13 protein-coding genes are annotated in these 15,696 nt (G+C 38.4%); 11 read left to right on the plus strand and 2 right to left on the minus strand.

Going from position 1 to position 15,696, the window contains the following annotated elements; all coding sequences use genetic code 11:
* Positions 1 to 33 precede the first annotated feature (33 nt).
* The 5 genes from IGJ41_RS06865 (at position 34) to queG (ending at position 6,758) form a co-directional block, all read left to right on the plus strand.
* Positions 34 to 2,088, plus strand: coding sequence for a cation:proton antiporter (locus IGJ41_RS06865; RefSeq protein ID WP_002360309.1), 2,055 nt, complete (start codon positions 34 to 36; stop codon positions 2,086 to 2,088).
* Between the two features lie 110 nt (positions 2,089 to 2,198).
* Positions 2,199 to 4,088 (plus strand): ABC-F family ATP-binding cassette domain-containing protein, encoded by a 1,890-nt coding sequence (locus IGJ41_RS06870; protein WP_173963515.1) that lies wholly within the window; start codon positions 2,199 to 2,201, stop codon positions 4,086 to 4,088.
* A 17-nt stretch (positions 4,089 to 4,105) separates the two neighbouring features.
* Positions 4,106 to 5,053 carry a thymidylate synthase gene (locus tag IGJ41_RS06875; protein WP_002369390.1) on the plus strand — a complete coding sequence of 316 codons (948 nt, stop codon included), beginning with the start codon at positions 4,106 to 4,108 and terminating at the stop codon, positions 5,051 to 5,053.
* A 17-nt stretch (positions 5,054 to 5,070) separates the two neighbouring features.
* A complete protein-coding gene (gene dfr / locus IGJ41_RS06880; RefSeq protein ID WP_002357568.1) occupies positions 5,071 to 5,565 on the plus strand; it encodes a trimethoprim-sensitive dihydrofolate reductase in 495 nt (164 codons plus the stop codon).
* A gap of 23 nt (positions 5,566 to 5,588) precedes the next feature.
* Positions 5,589 to 6,758, plus strand: a complete 1,170-nt coding sequence (gene queG / locus IGJ41_RS06885) for a tRNA epoxyqueuosine(34) reductase QueG (protein ID WP_153853780.1) — start codon at positions 5,589 to 5,591, stop codon at positions 6,756 to 6,758.
* A 13-nt stretch (positions 6,759 to 6,771) separates the two neighbouring features.
* Here the strand turns inward: queG and lexA are convergent, their stop codons facing one another.
* Positions 6,772 to 7,392: a transcriptional repressor LexA gene (gene lexA, locus IGJ41_RS06890; RefSeq protein WP_002357566.1), complete on the minus strand. Its 621-nt coding sequence runs from the start codon at positions 7,390 to 7,392 to the stop codon at positions 6,772 to 6,774.
* A 150-nt stretch (positions 7,393 to 7,542) separates the two neighbouring features.
* On the opposite strand from lexA, the gene IGJ41_RS06895 reads away from it, so the two are divergent.
* Together IGJ41_RS06895 and tkt are read left to right on the plus strand one after the other, a co-directional pair.
* Positions 7,543 to 7,785 (plus strand): DUF896 family protein, encoded by a 243-nt coding sequence (locus IGJ41_RS06895; RefSeq protein ID WP_002382327.1) that lies wholly within the window; start codon positions 7,543 to 7,545, stop codon positions 7,783 to 7,785.
* 71 nt (positions 7,786 to 7,856) lie between these two features.
* Positions 7,857 to 9,851, plus strand: a complete 1,995-nt coding sequence (tkt, locus tag IGJ41_RS06900) for a transketolase (protein WP_002360299.1) — start codon at positions 7,857 to 7,859, stop codon at positions 9,849 to 9,851.
* A 51-nt stretch (positions 9,852 to 9,902) separates the two neighbouring features.
* Here the strand turns inward: tkt and IGJ41_RS06905 are convergent, their stop codons facing one another.
* Positions 9,903 to 11,093 carry an MFS transporter gene (locus tag IGJ41_RS06905; RefSeq protein WP_002357563.1) on the minus strand — a complete coding sequence of 397 codons (1,191 nt, stop codon included), beginning with the start codon at positions 11,091 to 11,093 and terminating at the stop codon, positions 9,903 to 9,905.
* 354 nt (positions 11,094 to 11,447) lie between these two features.
* Here IGJ41_RS06905 and IGJ41_RS06910 point away from each other — a divergent pair, with 354 nt between their 5' ends.
* From IGJ41_RS06910 to IGJ41_RS06925, 4 genes are all read left to right on the plus strand, one after another.
* Positions 11,448 to 12,308: a glucosaminidase domain-containing protein gene (locus IGJ41_RS06910; RefSeq protein ID WP_002357562.1), complete on the plus strand. Its 861-nt coding sequence runs from the start codon at positions 11,448 to 11,450 to the stop codon at positions 12,306 to 12,308.
* Between the two features lie 228 nt (positions 12,309 to 12,536).
* Positions 12,537 to 13,469 (plus strand): cysteine synthase A, encoded by a 933-nt coding sequence (cysK, locus tag IGJ41_RS06915; RefSeq protein WP_002357561.1) that lies wholly within the window; start codon positions 12,537 to 12,539, stop codon positions 13,467 to 13,469.
* 138 nt (positions 13,470 to 13,607) lie between these two features.
* Positions 13,608 to 14,051: a Fur family transcriptional regulator gene (locus IGJ41_RS06920; RefSeq protein WP_002357560.1), complete on the plus strand. Its 444-nt coding sequence runs from the start codon at positions 13,608 to 13,610 to the stop codon at positions 14,049 to 14,051.
* 297 nt (positions 14,052 to 14,348) lie between these two features.
* Complete coding sequence (locus IGJ41_RS06925) at positions 14,349 to 15,689, plus strand: NADH oxidase (protein WP_002369384.1); 1,341 nt, start codon at positions 14,349 to 14,351, stop codon at positions 15,687 to 15,689.
* Positions 15,690 to 15,696 lie beyond the last annotated feature (7 nt).

Genomic DNA, 15,696 nt, shown 5'->3' on the forward strand with positions numbered 1-15,696 from the left:
CAATAAAAATTTAATATAGAAGGGAATGATAGGATGGAATTTACCTTTCTAATCATTGTTTTTGCACTGTCTATTACCTTCTCAAACATATTCAACCGGATTGTTCCCGTCATTCCGCTGCCAATTGTGCAAATTATTGTAGGCGTTCTAATTGGTTTAACTAAAATGGGGCAGGAAATTGAATTTGAGCCTGAAGTGTTTTTAGTAATGATTATTGCACCGCTTTTATTTAGAGAAGGGGAGCTAATCAATCTGAAAGCAATGATGAAAAATTTCGGGATGATTCTTTTCTTGGCCTTTTTTGGTGTGTTAATTACCTTAGTCGGAGTCGGCTGGACCCTGCATATGATTTTGCCTACTTTACCATTAGCCGCTTGCTTCGCTTTTGGGGCGGCTTTAGGGCCAACGGATGCGGTGGCGGTAGGTTCGTTATCAGGTCGAATTGACATTCCTGAACGTTCGATGAACATTTTATCTGGTGAAGGACTCATTAATGATGCATCAGGCGTTACAGCCTTTCAATTTGCATTAGCGGCTTTATTAACGGGGTCATTTTCGCCGGTGGAAGCGGCAGGGACCTTGGTTATTTCCAGTATTGGTGGAGCGGTAGTCGGAATCGTGTTAGTTCTATTAAAACAGCAAATTGTTCATTTACTTGAAACTGCGGTGGCAAAAGATGTTACAGGCTACTTGTTGATTGAATTACTCTTGCCATTTATTGCTTATTTAATTTCAGAGTTGATTGGCGTTTCTGGAATTATTGCCGCTGTGATTGCTGGAATTATGCAAGCGTCTAGTTTGAAAAAAGTTTCGCTTTTTGAAGCAGAACTGTCAAATGTTGGCGAAAGTATTTGGAGTATGATTGAGTTCACCTTAAATGCCTTAGTTTTCTTATTCTTAGGAATTGAACTTTCTCAAGTGTTTTCGCCAATTTGGATTGACCAACAATATTCAAACTGGTTCCTACTAATGGTTGTTCTAATTATTAGCGCCGTTGTCTTTTTGATTCGTTTCTTAGCCATTTTCAGTGTTTACACGCTTCAACATGGCCTTAAAAAAGTTAAAAACGCAATGAATGAAATGCTGATTTTAACTTTTGGCGGTGTTAAAGGAACAGTGAGTTTAGCCACCATCTTTATTTTGCCAACAGCGATTAACGGCGAGCATTTTAAAGAACGACCGTTATTACTATTCATTACGGCTTGTGTTATTTTGGTGACTCTGATTGGTGGGATTCTAGTTTTACCATTTTTAACTGATTCAGAGACGGAAGTGGAAAATGAAGAGTCAGTCGAAATTGATTTATTACGTGATGTCATTGATGTCTTAAAACAGCAAAATGAAGAGAATCCTCGTGGTGAAATGAATGCGGTCATTGAAAATTATCAAGATCGTTTAAAAGAATTGTATACCGAGCAGCTAAGTGCGGAACGAAAACAAGAAGTGCAAGAGTTGCGGACGTTAATTGTGTCCATTGAACGAGACGGCTTAGAAGAAAGTCTGAAACAAGGAGAAATTAGTGTCAGAAGTTATCGTATGTATCAACGCTTGATTACACGGATGCAACGGTCGATTGCCAAACAATTATTATCGATTGTAGGCTTTTGGTTATTATTTGCTCGACAAATCATTTCAATTCTTTTACATCCTAAGCTATTTTTCAATCGTGGTGAAGCTTCTGAAGAAGAAAAAGAATTACGAAATGAAGAACTAGAAAATATTCGCCAAGTTTTTCTAAGAAATTCTCAAGTTATTCTGAAGAGTTTAGATAATTTGCGCGGTGTCTATGATGATGATTTAATTGATTTCTTCATTGACGGACGCTTGGATTTAGCCCATAAGTTTGAAAAAGGCGAATTTATTGATTCATATATTGTTCATACGGAGACAGACTATGTCAAAGACCTATTATTAGGCTTCCAAGAAGAACGACGGATGATTGATCATTACGAACAATCTGAACGCATTTCAATTATCGAAGCGAACGAGTTACGAAAAAATGTCAATTTATTAGAGAGTTATTCGATTAGCGGCGAAGTGAATAATGTTCCGCTGAAACGATTTGTTAAAAATTTTAATAAAGAATAAGTAATAGTGTATGAGATGAAACCAAGATGATTTTTATCTCATGCACTTTTTTTATAATCCAATTTTTGATACAATAAGCAAGACCAAAATAGAAGGAGTTGGTAGTGTCGGTGAAAGAATTAAAAGTAACAGATTTAACCAAAACATATGGGGAAAAAACACTATTTGATCATCTTTCTTTTTTGATTCATGAAAAAGATCGCATTGGTTTAATTGGGATTAACGGCACAGGGAAAACCAGTTTATTAAATATTATTGCTGGCGTAGATAGCGGTGATGGTGATCTTGCTGCAATTCAGCAGCCAAGTGATTATCAAATTGGGTACCTTTCCCAGAATCAAACATTTGACGAGAATATTACGATTGCAGAAGCCGTGTTTCAGGGAGACAGCCCGATCATAAAAGCGGTCAAAAATTATGAATTAGCGTTAGCTGCTTTAAGTGAGAATGGTTTAGACGAAGGGGTTCAAAGACGTTACACGCAAGCAGAAGAAGCCATGAATAAACAAGATGCTTGGACAGCAGATACCAATGCAAAAATTATTTTACAAAAATTAGGCATTCCCACATTGGAAAAGAAAATAGGTGAGCTTTCTGGTGGACAGTTAAAACGAGTAAGCTTGGCGCAAGTCTTAATTGAAGCGCCTGATTTACTGTTATTGGATGAACCAACGAACCATCTGGATTATGAAACGATTGAATGGCTGGAAAACTTTTTAAATAACTATCGTGGCGCGGTTTTAATGGTGACCCATGACCGCTACTTTTTAGATCGAGTAACCAATCGGATTTTCGAACTTTCTTTTGGAAAACTGTATGAATACAAAGGAAACTATGAAACGTATGTGATGGAAAAAGCCGAACGTGAACGTGTCGCTGTAGAACAAGAAGAAAAAAGAAAACGCCTCTTCAAACAAGAACTTGCATGGATGCGAGCAGGCGTTCAAGCACGAGGAACGAAACAACAAGCAAGAATTGATCGGTTTCAGGATTTAAAAGAAAACTTGCATCAGGTACAAACCAATGGCACCTTAGAAGCAGACTTTGCCACGCAACGTTTAGGGAAAAAAGTTCTGGAAATCAAGGAAGGAAATTATACCATTGATCATAAACAGCTTTTGAAAGACTTTAATTTACTCATTCAAGCAAACGATCGAATTGGCATTACTGGTAAAAACGGTGCAGGCAAATCCACGTTATTAAATATTTTAGCTGGCCGCATTCCTTTAGAGAGTGGCCTATATAGTATCGGTGAAACCGTCCGAATTGGCTATTATACCCAGCAAAACGAAGAAATGGATCCTAATCAACGGATGATTGCTTATTTGCAAGAAGCAGCAGAAGAAGTGAAACGCAGTGATGGAAGCAGCGTTGGGGTCGCTGAAATGTTAGAGCGCTTTTTATTTCCTCGTTTTATGCATGGCACACTGATTGGCAAACTGTCTGGTGGAGAAAAACGCCGGTTATATCTCTTAAAATTATTAATTAGTCAGCCTAACGTGTTATTATTGGATGAGCCAACCAACGATTTGGACATTGATACGTTGACCATTTTAGAAGATTATATTCAAACGTTCAAAGGAGCGGTAATTGCGGTTTCTCATGACCGTTATTTCTTGGATAAAACAATGGATAAATTGTTAGTTTTTCAAGGAAATGGTCAGATCCTATCATTTTATGGCACAATGAGTGAATATTTGGCGAACCAAAAAGAACAAGAAAAGGTCAAAGAAAAACCGCTCAATAAACCAGTAAAAGAAGCATCGACAGAAAAGAAAGAAAAAACAAAGCTGACTTATATGGAACAAAAAGAGTGGGCAACAATTGAAGAAGACATCACACAATTAGAAACGAAATTAGAAACATTAACTGAAGAAATGAATCATCAGGGTGATGATTTTGTTCGTTTACAAGAATTGCAAGAAGCAGTAACAGCAACGGAACAATTGTTAGAAGAAAAAATGAATCGTTGGGAATACTTGAGTGAATACGCAGATTAAGAGACGGAGGGAATAAGATGGAAGAAGCATACTTAGCGCTAGGAAAAAAGATTTTAGAAGAAGGTCATTTTAAAGAAGACCGTACAGGAACTGGGACGTATAGTTTATTTGGCTATCAAATGCGTTTTGATTTGGCCAAAGGATTTCCCTTACTAACAACCAAACGAGTACCGTTTGGCTTGATTAAAAGTGAGTTATTGTGGTTTTTAAAAGGCGACACGAATATTCGCTATTTGTTAGAGCGAAATAATCATATTTGGGATGAATGGGCGTTTGAACGCTATGTAAAAAGCGCAGATTATCAAGGACCAGACATGACGGATTTTGGGCATCGTGTCTTACAAGATCCAGCGTTTGCAGAACAATACAAAGAAGAACATCAAAAATTCTGTGACGCCATTTTAAACGATGAAGAATTTGCAGAAAAATATGGTGAATTAGGGAATATTTATGGTGCGCAATGGCGTCACTGGGAAACCAAAGATGGTAGCTTTATCGATCAATTAGCTAATGTGATTGAAATGATTAAAACCAATCCTGATTCTCGCCGTTTAATTGTTTCTGCTTGGAATCCAGAAGATGTGCCTTCAATGGCGTTGCCGCCTTGTCACACTATGTTTCAATTTTATGTAAATGAAGGAAAATTAAGCTGTCAACTTTATCAGCGCAGTGCCGATGTTTTTTTAGGTGTTCCTTTTAACATTGCAAGCTATGCTTTATTGACACATCTGATTGCACATGAAACAGGTTTAGAAGTGGGGGAGTTTGTACACACGCTAGGAGATGCCCACTTATATCAAAATCATGTGGAGCAAATGCAAGAACAATTATCACGAGAAGTTCGTTCTTTCCCAACGCTCGTTTTGAATCCAGACAAGGCTTCTGTTTTTGATTTTGATATGGAAGATATTAAAGTAGAAGGCTATGACCCACATCCAACGATTAAAGCGCCGATTGCCGTATAAAAAAGGAGAGAGAAGCTATGTTAGCAGCCATTTGGGCCCAAGATGAACAAGGAGTGATTGGTAAAGAAGGCAAATTGCCTTGGCATTTACCCAACGACTTGAAATTTTTCAAGGAAAAAACAATTCATAATACATTGGTCTTAGGACGTGCAACTTTCGAAGGTATGGGATGTCGTCCGTTACCAAATCGAACAACGATTGTTCTTACCAGTAATCCGGATTACCAAGCTGAAGGCGTTTTGGTTATGCATTCCGTAGAGGAAATTCTTGCGTATGCTGACAACTATGAAGGCGTGACAGTTATTGGTGGAGGTTCTGTCGTTTTTAAAGAATTGATTCCCGCATGCGATGTCTTATATCGGACGATGATTCATGAAACGTTTGAAGGCGACACCTTCTTTCCAGAAATCGACTGGTCTGTTTGGGAAAAAGTTGCCACTGTTCCCGGCGTCGTGGACGAGAAAAATCTCTATGCACATGACTATGAAACGTATCATCGAAACGATAAATAATAAAATGAAGGGAGGCATGAGCAATGCCGACATTGAAAGAAAAAATTATTCAAGAGAGTCAACGTTTAGGCATCGATAAAATCGGCTTTACTCATGCTGAACCATTTATTGAATTAGAAGATTCTCTGCATGAACAACGAGAGCGAGGATATAACTCGGGGTTTGAACATCAAAATGTGGAAGAACGAATTTACCCAGAAAAAACGTTTGAGCATCCTAAAAGTATTATCTCCATTGCTTTAGCTTATCCCACCAAAGCTCAGGAAAAAATGCCTAGAGATGAAAAGCGTGGACAATTTGCGCGAGCCTCTTGGGGCATTGATTATCACCACATTTTGCAGGATCGGTTGCAAAAATTAATTGCTTTTATTGAAGAGCAAGCTGCCACTGAAGCAGAAAAAGAACACTGGCGCTTTCGGCCGCAGGTGGATACTGGCGAATATGTTGACACCGCTGTTGCTCAGCGGGCGGGTTTAGGATTCATTGGTAAAAATGGTCTACTGATTACCGAAGAATTTGGTTCCTTTGTATATTTAGGTGAGGTGACCACCAACATTCAATTTGAACCAGATGAACCTGTTCCAAATGGTTGCGGTGATTGTACTCGTTGTATCACAGGGTGTCCTACAGGGGCTTTGTTAGGGGACGGTCGAATGAATGCTCAAAAATGTTTGTCTTATCAAACGCAAACAAAAGGCATGATGCCTGAAGAGTATCGGAAAAAAATGCGTAACGTCATTTATGGTTGCGACATTTGTCAGCTGGTTTGCCCTTATAATAAAGGAAAAGATTTTCATTTTCATGAAGAGATGGAACCAAAGATTGAAGAAGTTTATCCCAAATTAGGACCGTTATTAACTATTTCCAATAAAGAATTTAAACAGCAATTCGGACACTTAGCAGGCTCTTGGCGTGGTAAAAAACCATTGCAACGGAATGCTTTAATTGCGTTAGCGAATTTGGGCGGCCGTGAAGCTATCCCACAAATTATTCTCTGTTTAAATGATCAGCGTCCTGTCATTCGCGGAACAGCTGCTTGGTCGTTAGGTCAGCTCGCAAAAAGGGAACCCGAGCAAAGTTTAGAAGCTTTAAATTATCTACTTTCTGTAGAAACTGAAGAAGAGGTTATCGAGGAAGCTCAAAAGGCTATTCACTTGTTAACAAGCAAAAAAGGAAGCCGCTCAACGGAGTGACTTCCTTTTTTTATTAAATATGATTGCGATATAAACCAACAACTTTACCTAAAATTGTAACGTTATCTAAAAGAATAGGCGCTAATGCATCATTTTCAGGCTGCAAGCGGATATGATCTACTTCTCGGAAGAATCGTTTACAGGTTGCTTCATCTTCATCGGTCATTGCGATTACGATGTCGCCATTATTGGCATTCGATTGCTTACGAACAATCACTTGGTCGCCATCTAGAATACCTGCGTTAATCATACTTTCTCCTCGAATCGTCAACATAAATAAAGCATTTTCTTCTGTACGTAAATCAGGAGGTAACGGGAAGAAATCTGATGCTTCTTCCACCGCTAAAATTGGTTCACCAGCAGTTACGACACCTAACATCGGAATAGTTGTCGGTTGAATTCCGATCTTTTCCAAGCCTTCTGGTGTTAATTCGATTGCTCGCGGTTTTGTTGGGTCACGTAAGATTAGACCCTTTTTTTCAAGACGAGCTAAATGTCCGTGAACGGTAGAAGTTGAGGATAAATCAACAGCCTTCCCAATTTCGCGAACGGTTGGCGGATAACCCTTTAATTCGACTTGTTCGTATATATATTTAAGTACTTCTAATTGTCTTGTTTCTGTACGTTTCGCCAAAACCCGCACCTTCTTTCAATTGATAAAATTAGTGTACCATAAAATGCGAACGAAATCAAACAAGCGTTCGGGTTTTATAAATATCAGAATATAGTTGTTTTTTTAAGGCAGTTCTTATAATATAGACAGTGAGAGTAAGGAGGGATTTTGATGTTATCGAAAGAAAAAATTGCCCGTATAAATGAATTAGCGAATAAAGCAAAAGTGGAAGAACTTAGTGCGAAAGAAAAAGTCGAACAACAAGAATTACGTAAAGAGTATTTAGAAGCATTTCGTGGAGGGATGCGTCACCATATCGAAGGAATGAAGGTCGTGGATCAAGAAGGGACCGATGTGACTCCTGAAAAACTAAAAAAAATTCAGCGTGAAAAAGGACTTCACAACAGAAAGTAATTGCTTTCATTGTCGAAATAAGCTACACTATGAATAAAGGTAAAAAAAACCTAAATTAGGAGATGATTTTTTTGTTTGACAAGACAGATCAATTGGGCGTTAATACAATCCGGACATTAAGTATTGAAGCCGTACAAAAAGCGAACTCAGGACATCCTGGTTTACCAATGGGTGCTGCCCCAATGGCGTATGCACTTTGGACAAAACATTTAAAGGTGAACCCAACAACTTCTAGAAACTGGGTTGATCGTGATCGTTTTGTACTTTCAGCAGGCCACGGCTCTGCAATGTTGTACAGCTTATTACATCTATCAGGATACAACGTAACAATTGACGATTTGAAAAATTTCCGTCAATGGGATAGTAAAACACCAGGGCATCCAGAAGTGCACCACACAGATGGTGTTGAAGCAACAACAGGACCTCTAGGACAAGGGATTGCTATGGCTGTTGGTATGGCAATGGCTGAAGCGCATTTAGCTGCAACTTATAATCGTGATAGTTTCCCTATTATGGATCATTATACGTACGCAATTTGTGGTGATGGCGATTTAATGGAAGGTGTTTCTCAAGAAGCAAGTTCAATGGCTGGTCATATGAAATTAGGTAAATTAATTGTCTTGTACGATTCAAATGACATCTCATTAGATGGACCAACTTCTAAAGCCTTTACTGAAAATGTTGGGGCTCGTTATGAAGCATACGGATGGCAACATATTTTAGTTAAAGATGGCAATGATTTAGATGAAATAGAGGCTGCGATTGAAGCGGCTAAAGCTGAAACGGATAAACCAACATTGATTGAAGTTAAAACAGTCATTGGTTACGGAGCACCAAAAGAAGGAACTTCTTCCGTTCACGGCGCGCCAATTGGCGAAGAGGGCATTACAGCGGCTAAAGCTGTTTATGGTTGGGAATATCCTGACTTTACTGTGCCAGAGGAAGTCGCTGCTCGTTTTAAAGAAACGATGATTGACGAAGGCCAAAAAGCTGAAGAGGCTTGGAATGAGATGTTTAAGAACTATGAACATGCGCATCCAGAATTAGCCAAACAATTTAAAGAAGCTTTTGCCAACCAATTACCTGAAGGTTGGGAACAAGAATTACCTAAATATGAACTAGGAACAAGTGCTGCAAGTCGTGTAACAAGTAAAGAAACGATTCAAGCTATTTCAAAAGTTGTTCCAAGTTTCTGGGGCGGTTCAGCCGATTTATCTGCCTCAAATAATACAATGGTTGCTGCAGAAAAAGATTTCGAACCTGGTCAATACGAAGGCCGTAATATTTGGTTTGGTGTTCGCGAATTTGCAATGGCTGCAGCAATGAACGGGATTCAATTACACGGTGGTAGCCATGTTTATGGCGGGACATTCTTCGTCTTTACTGACTACTTACGTCCAGCAATCCGTTTAGCCGCTTTACAAAAAGTTCCTGTAACTTACGTCTTAACGCATGACTCTGTTGCGGTGGGTGAAGATGGGCCAACACACGAACCAATTGAACAATTAGCAAGTGTTCGTTGCATTCCAAATGTTCATGTGATTCGTCCAGCAGACGGCAATGAAACTGTTGCTGCTTGGAAAATTGCTATGACTTCTACGGAAACTCCAACTATTTTAGTTCTAAGTCGTCAAAACTTACCTGTTTTAGAAGGAACGTTAGAACACGCTTCTGATTCTGTTCAAAAAGGTGCTTATGTATTGTCACCACAAAAAGGTGAACAACCAGCAGGGATTTTAATTGCGACTGGTTCTGAAGTAAATCTAGCAGTGGAAGCACAAGCTAAATTAGCGGAAGAAGGCATCGATGTATCTGTCGTGTCAATGCCAAGTTTTGATTTGTTTGAAAAACAATCTGCTGAATATAAAGAAAGTGTGTTACCTAAAGCTGTGACAAAACGTGTGGCGATTGAAGCTGCAGCAAGCTTTGGTTGGGAACGCTATGTAGGAACGGAAGGCAAAACAATTACAATTGATCACTTCGGCGCTTCTGCACCTGGCGGTCTAGTTCTTGAAAAATTCGGCTTTACTCCTGAAAATGTGGTTAATACCTATAAATCACTATAAATAAACATTAAAAAACCTGAATGCTTGTGATAGCATTCAGGTTTTTTTGCTTCATTTCTTTTTGGGAGCAAAAAGCATAAAGTGAAAAAATAATGCGAACAATTGGAACCCAATACCAGTTAAAGTAACACCAGACCAACCATAGTTTTGCCACATTAATGTACCAATCAATGAACCCAGTGAACCACCGATGAAATAGAAAAACATAAAGACGGTATTGTTACGATTACTGGCTTCTTCTCCCAAATTTTGGACGCGTGTTTGATTGGCTACTTGCCCAAATTGAGTACCGATATCTAAAACAATAATTGCTAAGATTAGTAAGACCACATGTGTTCCACCTAGAAAAAGTAAGATAAAACTACCGAACTGCATCAACAGGCCAATCAAAACAATCTTCCGTTCTGGATAATAATCGGATAGACGACCAATGATGGGTGCTACAAAAGCCCCTGACAACCCAAAAATTGCTAAAATACCGACTTCTTTCGGTCCCCAATAATAAGCTGGACTACTAACAAAGAAAATTAATGTAGACCAAAAGATTGAAAAGGTTGCAAACATAAAAAAGCCATTGACAGTTGCTTCTCTTAACAAAGGTTGCGATTTGATTAGCTTAGGAAGACTTTTCAAAGAACCTAAATAAGTTAATCGATTTGAAGTTTGAGTATGTATCACTGTTTTGGGCAATTTTAATTGGAGTAGAACGACCAATGCTAACACGAATATTACGGCGATTAAGTAGACTGTTCGCCAAGAAGCTGCACTAGCAATGAAACCCGAGATCGTTCGAGACAATAAAATCCCTGTCAATAGTCCGCCCAGCATTCGACCTGTTACTTTACCACGGTTCGCTGGCCCCGCCATGACCGCTGCATAAGGAATAATAATTTGGGCGACAATAGAGAGCAACCCAATAAAAAAAGAAGAGAGTGCAAACAGGAGAAAACTTGGTGCAAAAAACGCAGCACTTAGAGACAGCGAGGAGAGCGCAGCTACTCGAATGATTAATTTGCGGCGATCAACGACATCGCCTAATGGAACAAGAAAAAGTAAGCCTAGCGCATACCCTAATTGGGTCAGCATAGTAACAAAACCAATAGAACCAATACTGACTTGAAAGGCCTGAGCAATTTGGGTGCCAATTGGTTGAATATAATACATATTGGCGACCACGACCCCGCAAGTTAACGCTAATAAAAACGTCACTTGATTTGTTAAACCCGATTGTTGTTTCTTCATCTAACCACCTACATTTCTATGTAATTCATTTTGTAATACAACAACTACTCGGCAATAGTTGTTTTGACTACAAAAACAGACTTCTCTTATAAAGTTTGTTCAAAAAGTGACAAGTCCATTAAAAAGTTTATCACAATAAATAAAGAAAAGTAAGAGGATAAATAACAAAAATCTCATCAAAATGAAAAGAAGAAGTGGTTGTTTTCACAAGTGTGAAGAGGGTTAATTAAATACAAACAAGATTTCAATTACATTACAGAAATTTTAAAACTCAAAATTTAATACGTTTATTTCTTGTTTCAATAGGAAATTAACGGTAAAATAGAAAAGTGAGACAGTGAGGAGGAAAAATGAATGAGCGAACAGTTAACAAGAAGTAGTAAACATATTCAAAAAGCTCTTAAAAAGCAAAAAGCTTATAAACGTGCTACCGCCGTTGCGGGGACTTCAATGATTTTAGCACCTGTGGTTGGTGCTGCGGTACCTGCCCAAGCAGAATCAAGCCAGCAAGCATTTATTAATGAAATCGGAAATTCAGCAGCAGCCGTTGCCAATAGCAATGATATGTATGCTTCCGTCATGATTGCTCAAGCGTTGCTAGAAAGTAGTTATGGTAGTTCTGGGTTAGCATCTGCACCGAACTATAACTTGTTTGGTGTAAAAGGAAGTTATAATGGACAATCTGTTTATATGCCAACAAAAGAATATTTAGACGGACAATGGGTGACCGTCACAGCAGCGTTTAGAAGTTATAATTCTTATGCGGAATCGTTCCAAGATCATGCCAATGTTATTCGTTCCACTGCTTTTGGGGATACATACCATTATTCAGGCGTTTGGAAGAGTAATACTAGCAGTTATCGCGATGCAACAGCCGCTTTAGCTGGAAGTTATGCAACTGATCCAGGCTATGCCGAAAAATTGAATTGGTTAATTGAAGCATATAATTTAACTCAATATGATTGGGGAGCACCAGTCGCTCAAACCACTAGTTATTCAGATACAACGGGAACCGTTGATACAACAATCGATACAGCGGCTTCTGCAACAGCAACAGCAGAAACTGTAGCTAGTCAAAGTTACACTGTCGCAAACGGCGACACATTGTGGGACATTGCTGCACGTTTTGGAACGACAGTTGATAATTTAATGTCACTAAATGGATTAACATTGGATTCTGTTTTATCGGTGGGTCAAACCATCCAAATCGGTTAATTTTGCAATTATTTAGTTGAAGAAGGACCTTACAAAAGCGGCAGTTTTTGTAAGGTCTTTTATCGTGAAAATAGGTAGGGCTAGCAGCAATTATTTGATGAGCATAATCCGTTTTTTTATTTAATTTTTCACAAACTAAAATTCGTTTTTCTGGTAGAAATCGTTTTTTTGAGCTATGCTTAGAGAAAGAATTATTATATTGTTTGTAAAATTGGAGGATGTAGGATTATGACTAAAGGTTATGTAAAATCAGTAACAGAGTTAATTGGTCAAAGCCCAGTTGTGAAATTAAAACGGATGGTACCAGAAGGAGCTGCAGATGTTTTTGTTAAACTAGAGTTCTTTAATCCTGGTGGCAGTGTGAAAGATCGAATTGCTTTAAGCATGATCCAACAAGCCGAAGCAGATGGTCGCCTAAAACCTGGACAAACGATTATTGAGCCGACTAGTGGTAATACAGGCATTGGGTTAGCAATGGTAGGTGCTGCGTTGGGATATCCAGTTAAGATTGTGATGCCAGATACTATGAGTATTGAACGCCGCAAATTAATGCAAGCATATGGGGCTGATCTATTATTAACCCCTGGTGCCGAAGGAATGAAAGGGGCAATTGCAAAAGCTACAGCATTAGCAGAAGAACACGGGTACTTCATGCCTTTGCAATTTAATAATCCAGCTAATCCAATGGTACATGAACAAAAAACAGGAAAAGAAATTGTTGATGTCTTTGGTAAACGTGGCTTAGATGCGTTTGTTTCTGGTGTTGGCACTGGAGGAACCGTTACAGGAGTTGGCCATGAATTGAAACGGATTTTTCCAGACATTGAAATTGTTGCAGTAGAACCAACGGAGTCGCCTGTTTTAGAAGGTGGCGAACCAGGTCCACATAAAATCCAAGGAATAGGCGCTGGTTTTGTCCCAGAAGTTTTAGACACCACCGTTTATCAAAAAGTTGCCGCTGTTTCTAGTGAAGACGCATTAGAAACTGCTCGTTTAATGGGGCCAAAAGAAGGCATCCTTGTGGGGATTTCAGCAGGGGCAGCAATTAAAGCGGCCATTGATTTGGCAGTTGAATTAGGCGCAGGCAAACGTGTCTTAGCGCTGGTTCCAGATAACGGTGAACGTTATCTTTCGACAGCTCTTTACGAATTTCCAGAATAAAAAACACGCCAAAAAACGAGCATTTCTCTTAGTTTAGTAAAATGCTCGTTTTTTCCACGAGAATCCTACAATAATTCTTGTCAATCGTAATAAGAAATAGTATTATTTAAGAGAGATAGACAGGGGAGGGATACAAAGATGGACAACGTATTGGTTAAAAATGCACTTGCTGAATTAAAAGAAGCCAATATCCGAATTACTCCGCAACGTTATGCTATCTTGGAATATTTAATCGAAAATCATACACACCCAACAGCTGATGAAATTTATCGCGCACTAGAAGATCATTTTCCAAATATGAGTGTAGCAACGGTTTACAACAATCTACGTTTATTTACTGAAATCGGTTTCGTTCAAGAAATGAGTTATGGCGATGCATCTAGTCGTTTTGATTTTAGTTCGAAGAAACATTATCACGTGATTTGTCAAAAATGTGGTAAAATCGTTGATTTTCATTATCCAGGGTTAGAGGACGTTGAAATGGCCGCTAGTAAATTAACAGGCTTCGAAATTAATGAACATCGTTTAGAATTATATGGATTATGTCCAGATTGCCAACAAGCACAACAGGAGAATGTGTAAAAAATTACATACTGTTAAAAATTTATCAAAAGATAAGTCACTTGTCTAGGCAAATTTCACAAGCGTAAGAGTTTTCACTCTTATGCTTGTTTTTTTGTGTGGTTATTGACTTTTAAATTCTTAAAAACAAAAAATTAACTAGCTATTATTAAGAATTAACAACAGTTTGTGAATTTTTTTATATGCGATTCACAAGCATAGAACTCGAATAAGCTTGATTCCTCTGATATATTTTAAACAGACAGAGGGAGACGTCACCTCTGCAAAACAAAGATTGTGAAAGAAGGGATTTACAACATGAAAGTCGTAGTCGTAGGATGTACCCATGCTGGAACTTCAGCAGTTAAAAGTATTTTAGCAAATCACCCGGAGGCGGAAGTCACTGTATATGAAAGAAATGACAATATTTCCTTCCTATCTTGCGGAATTGCCTTGTACGTTGGAGGCGTAGTTAAAAATGCTGCTGATTTATTTTATTCAAATCCAGAAGAACTGGCTTCTTTAGGAGCAACAGTGAAGATGGAACACAATGTTGAAGAAATCAACGTGGACGACAAAACTGTTACAGCGAAAAACTTACAAACGGGCGCAACTGAGACCGTTTCTTATGATAAATTAGTGATGACAACTGGTTCTTGGCCAATTATTCCACCAATTCCAGGAATTGATGCTGAAAATATTTTATTATGTAAAAACTATTCACAAGCCAACGTGATCATCGAAAAAGCGAAAGATGCCAAACGTGTCGTTGTCGTTGGTGGCGGTTATATTGGTATTGAATTAGTAGAAGCTTTTGTAGAATCTGGTAAAGAAGTCACTTTAGTTGACGGGTTAGACCGCATTTTAAATAAATATTTAGATAAGCCATTCACAGATGTTCTAGAAAAAGAATTAGTTGATCGTGGCGTTAATTTAGCTTTAGGTGAAAATGTCCAACAATTCGTAGCAGATGAGCAAGGAAAAGTAGCAAAAGTCATTACACCAAGTCAAGAATTCGAAGCAGATATGGTGATTATGTGTGTTGGTTTCCGTCCAAATACAGAATTATTAAAAGATAAAGTTGACATGTTACCAAATGGTGCAATTGAAGTCAATGAGTATATGCAAACAAGCAATCCTGATATTTTTGCTGCGGGTGATAGTGCAGTTGTTCACTACAACCCAAGTCAAACAAAAAATTATATCCCATTAGCAACGAATGCTGTTCGTCAAGGTATGCTAGTAGGTCGTAATTTGACTGAACAAAAATTGGCTTATCGTGGCACACAGGGAACTTCTGGCTTATATTTATTCGGTTGGAAAATTGGTTCAACAGGTGTGACAAAAGAAAGTGCCAAATTAAACGGACTAGATGTCGAAGCAACTGTTTTCGAAGATAACTATCGTCCAGAGTTTATGCCAACAACTGAAAAAGTTCTGATGGAATTAGTCTATGAAAAAGGAACACAACGCATTGTTGGTGGTCAATTGATGTCTAAATATGATATCACACAATCTGCCAATACTTTATCATTAGCGGTCCAAAATAAAATGACTGTCGAAGATTTAGCGATTTCTGATTTCTTCTTCCAACCACATTTTGATCGCCCTTGGAACTACTTAAACTTATTAGCCCAAGCCGCTTTAGAAAATATGTAATTAATAA

It is taken from the genome of Enterococcus sp. DIV1537a (assembly GCF_051712085.1).
GTDB classification, from domain to species: domain Bacteria; phylum Bacillota; class Bacilli; order Lactobacillales; family Enterococcaceae; genus Enterococcus; species Enterococcus faecalis.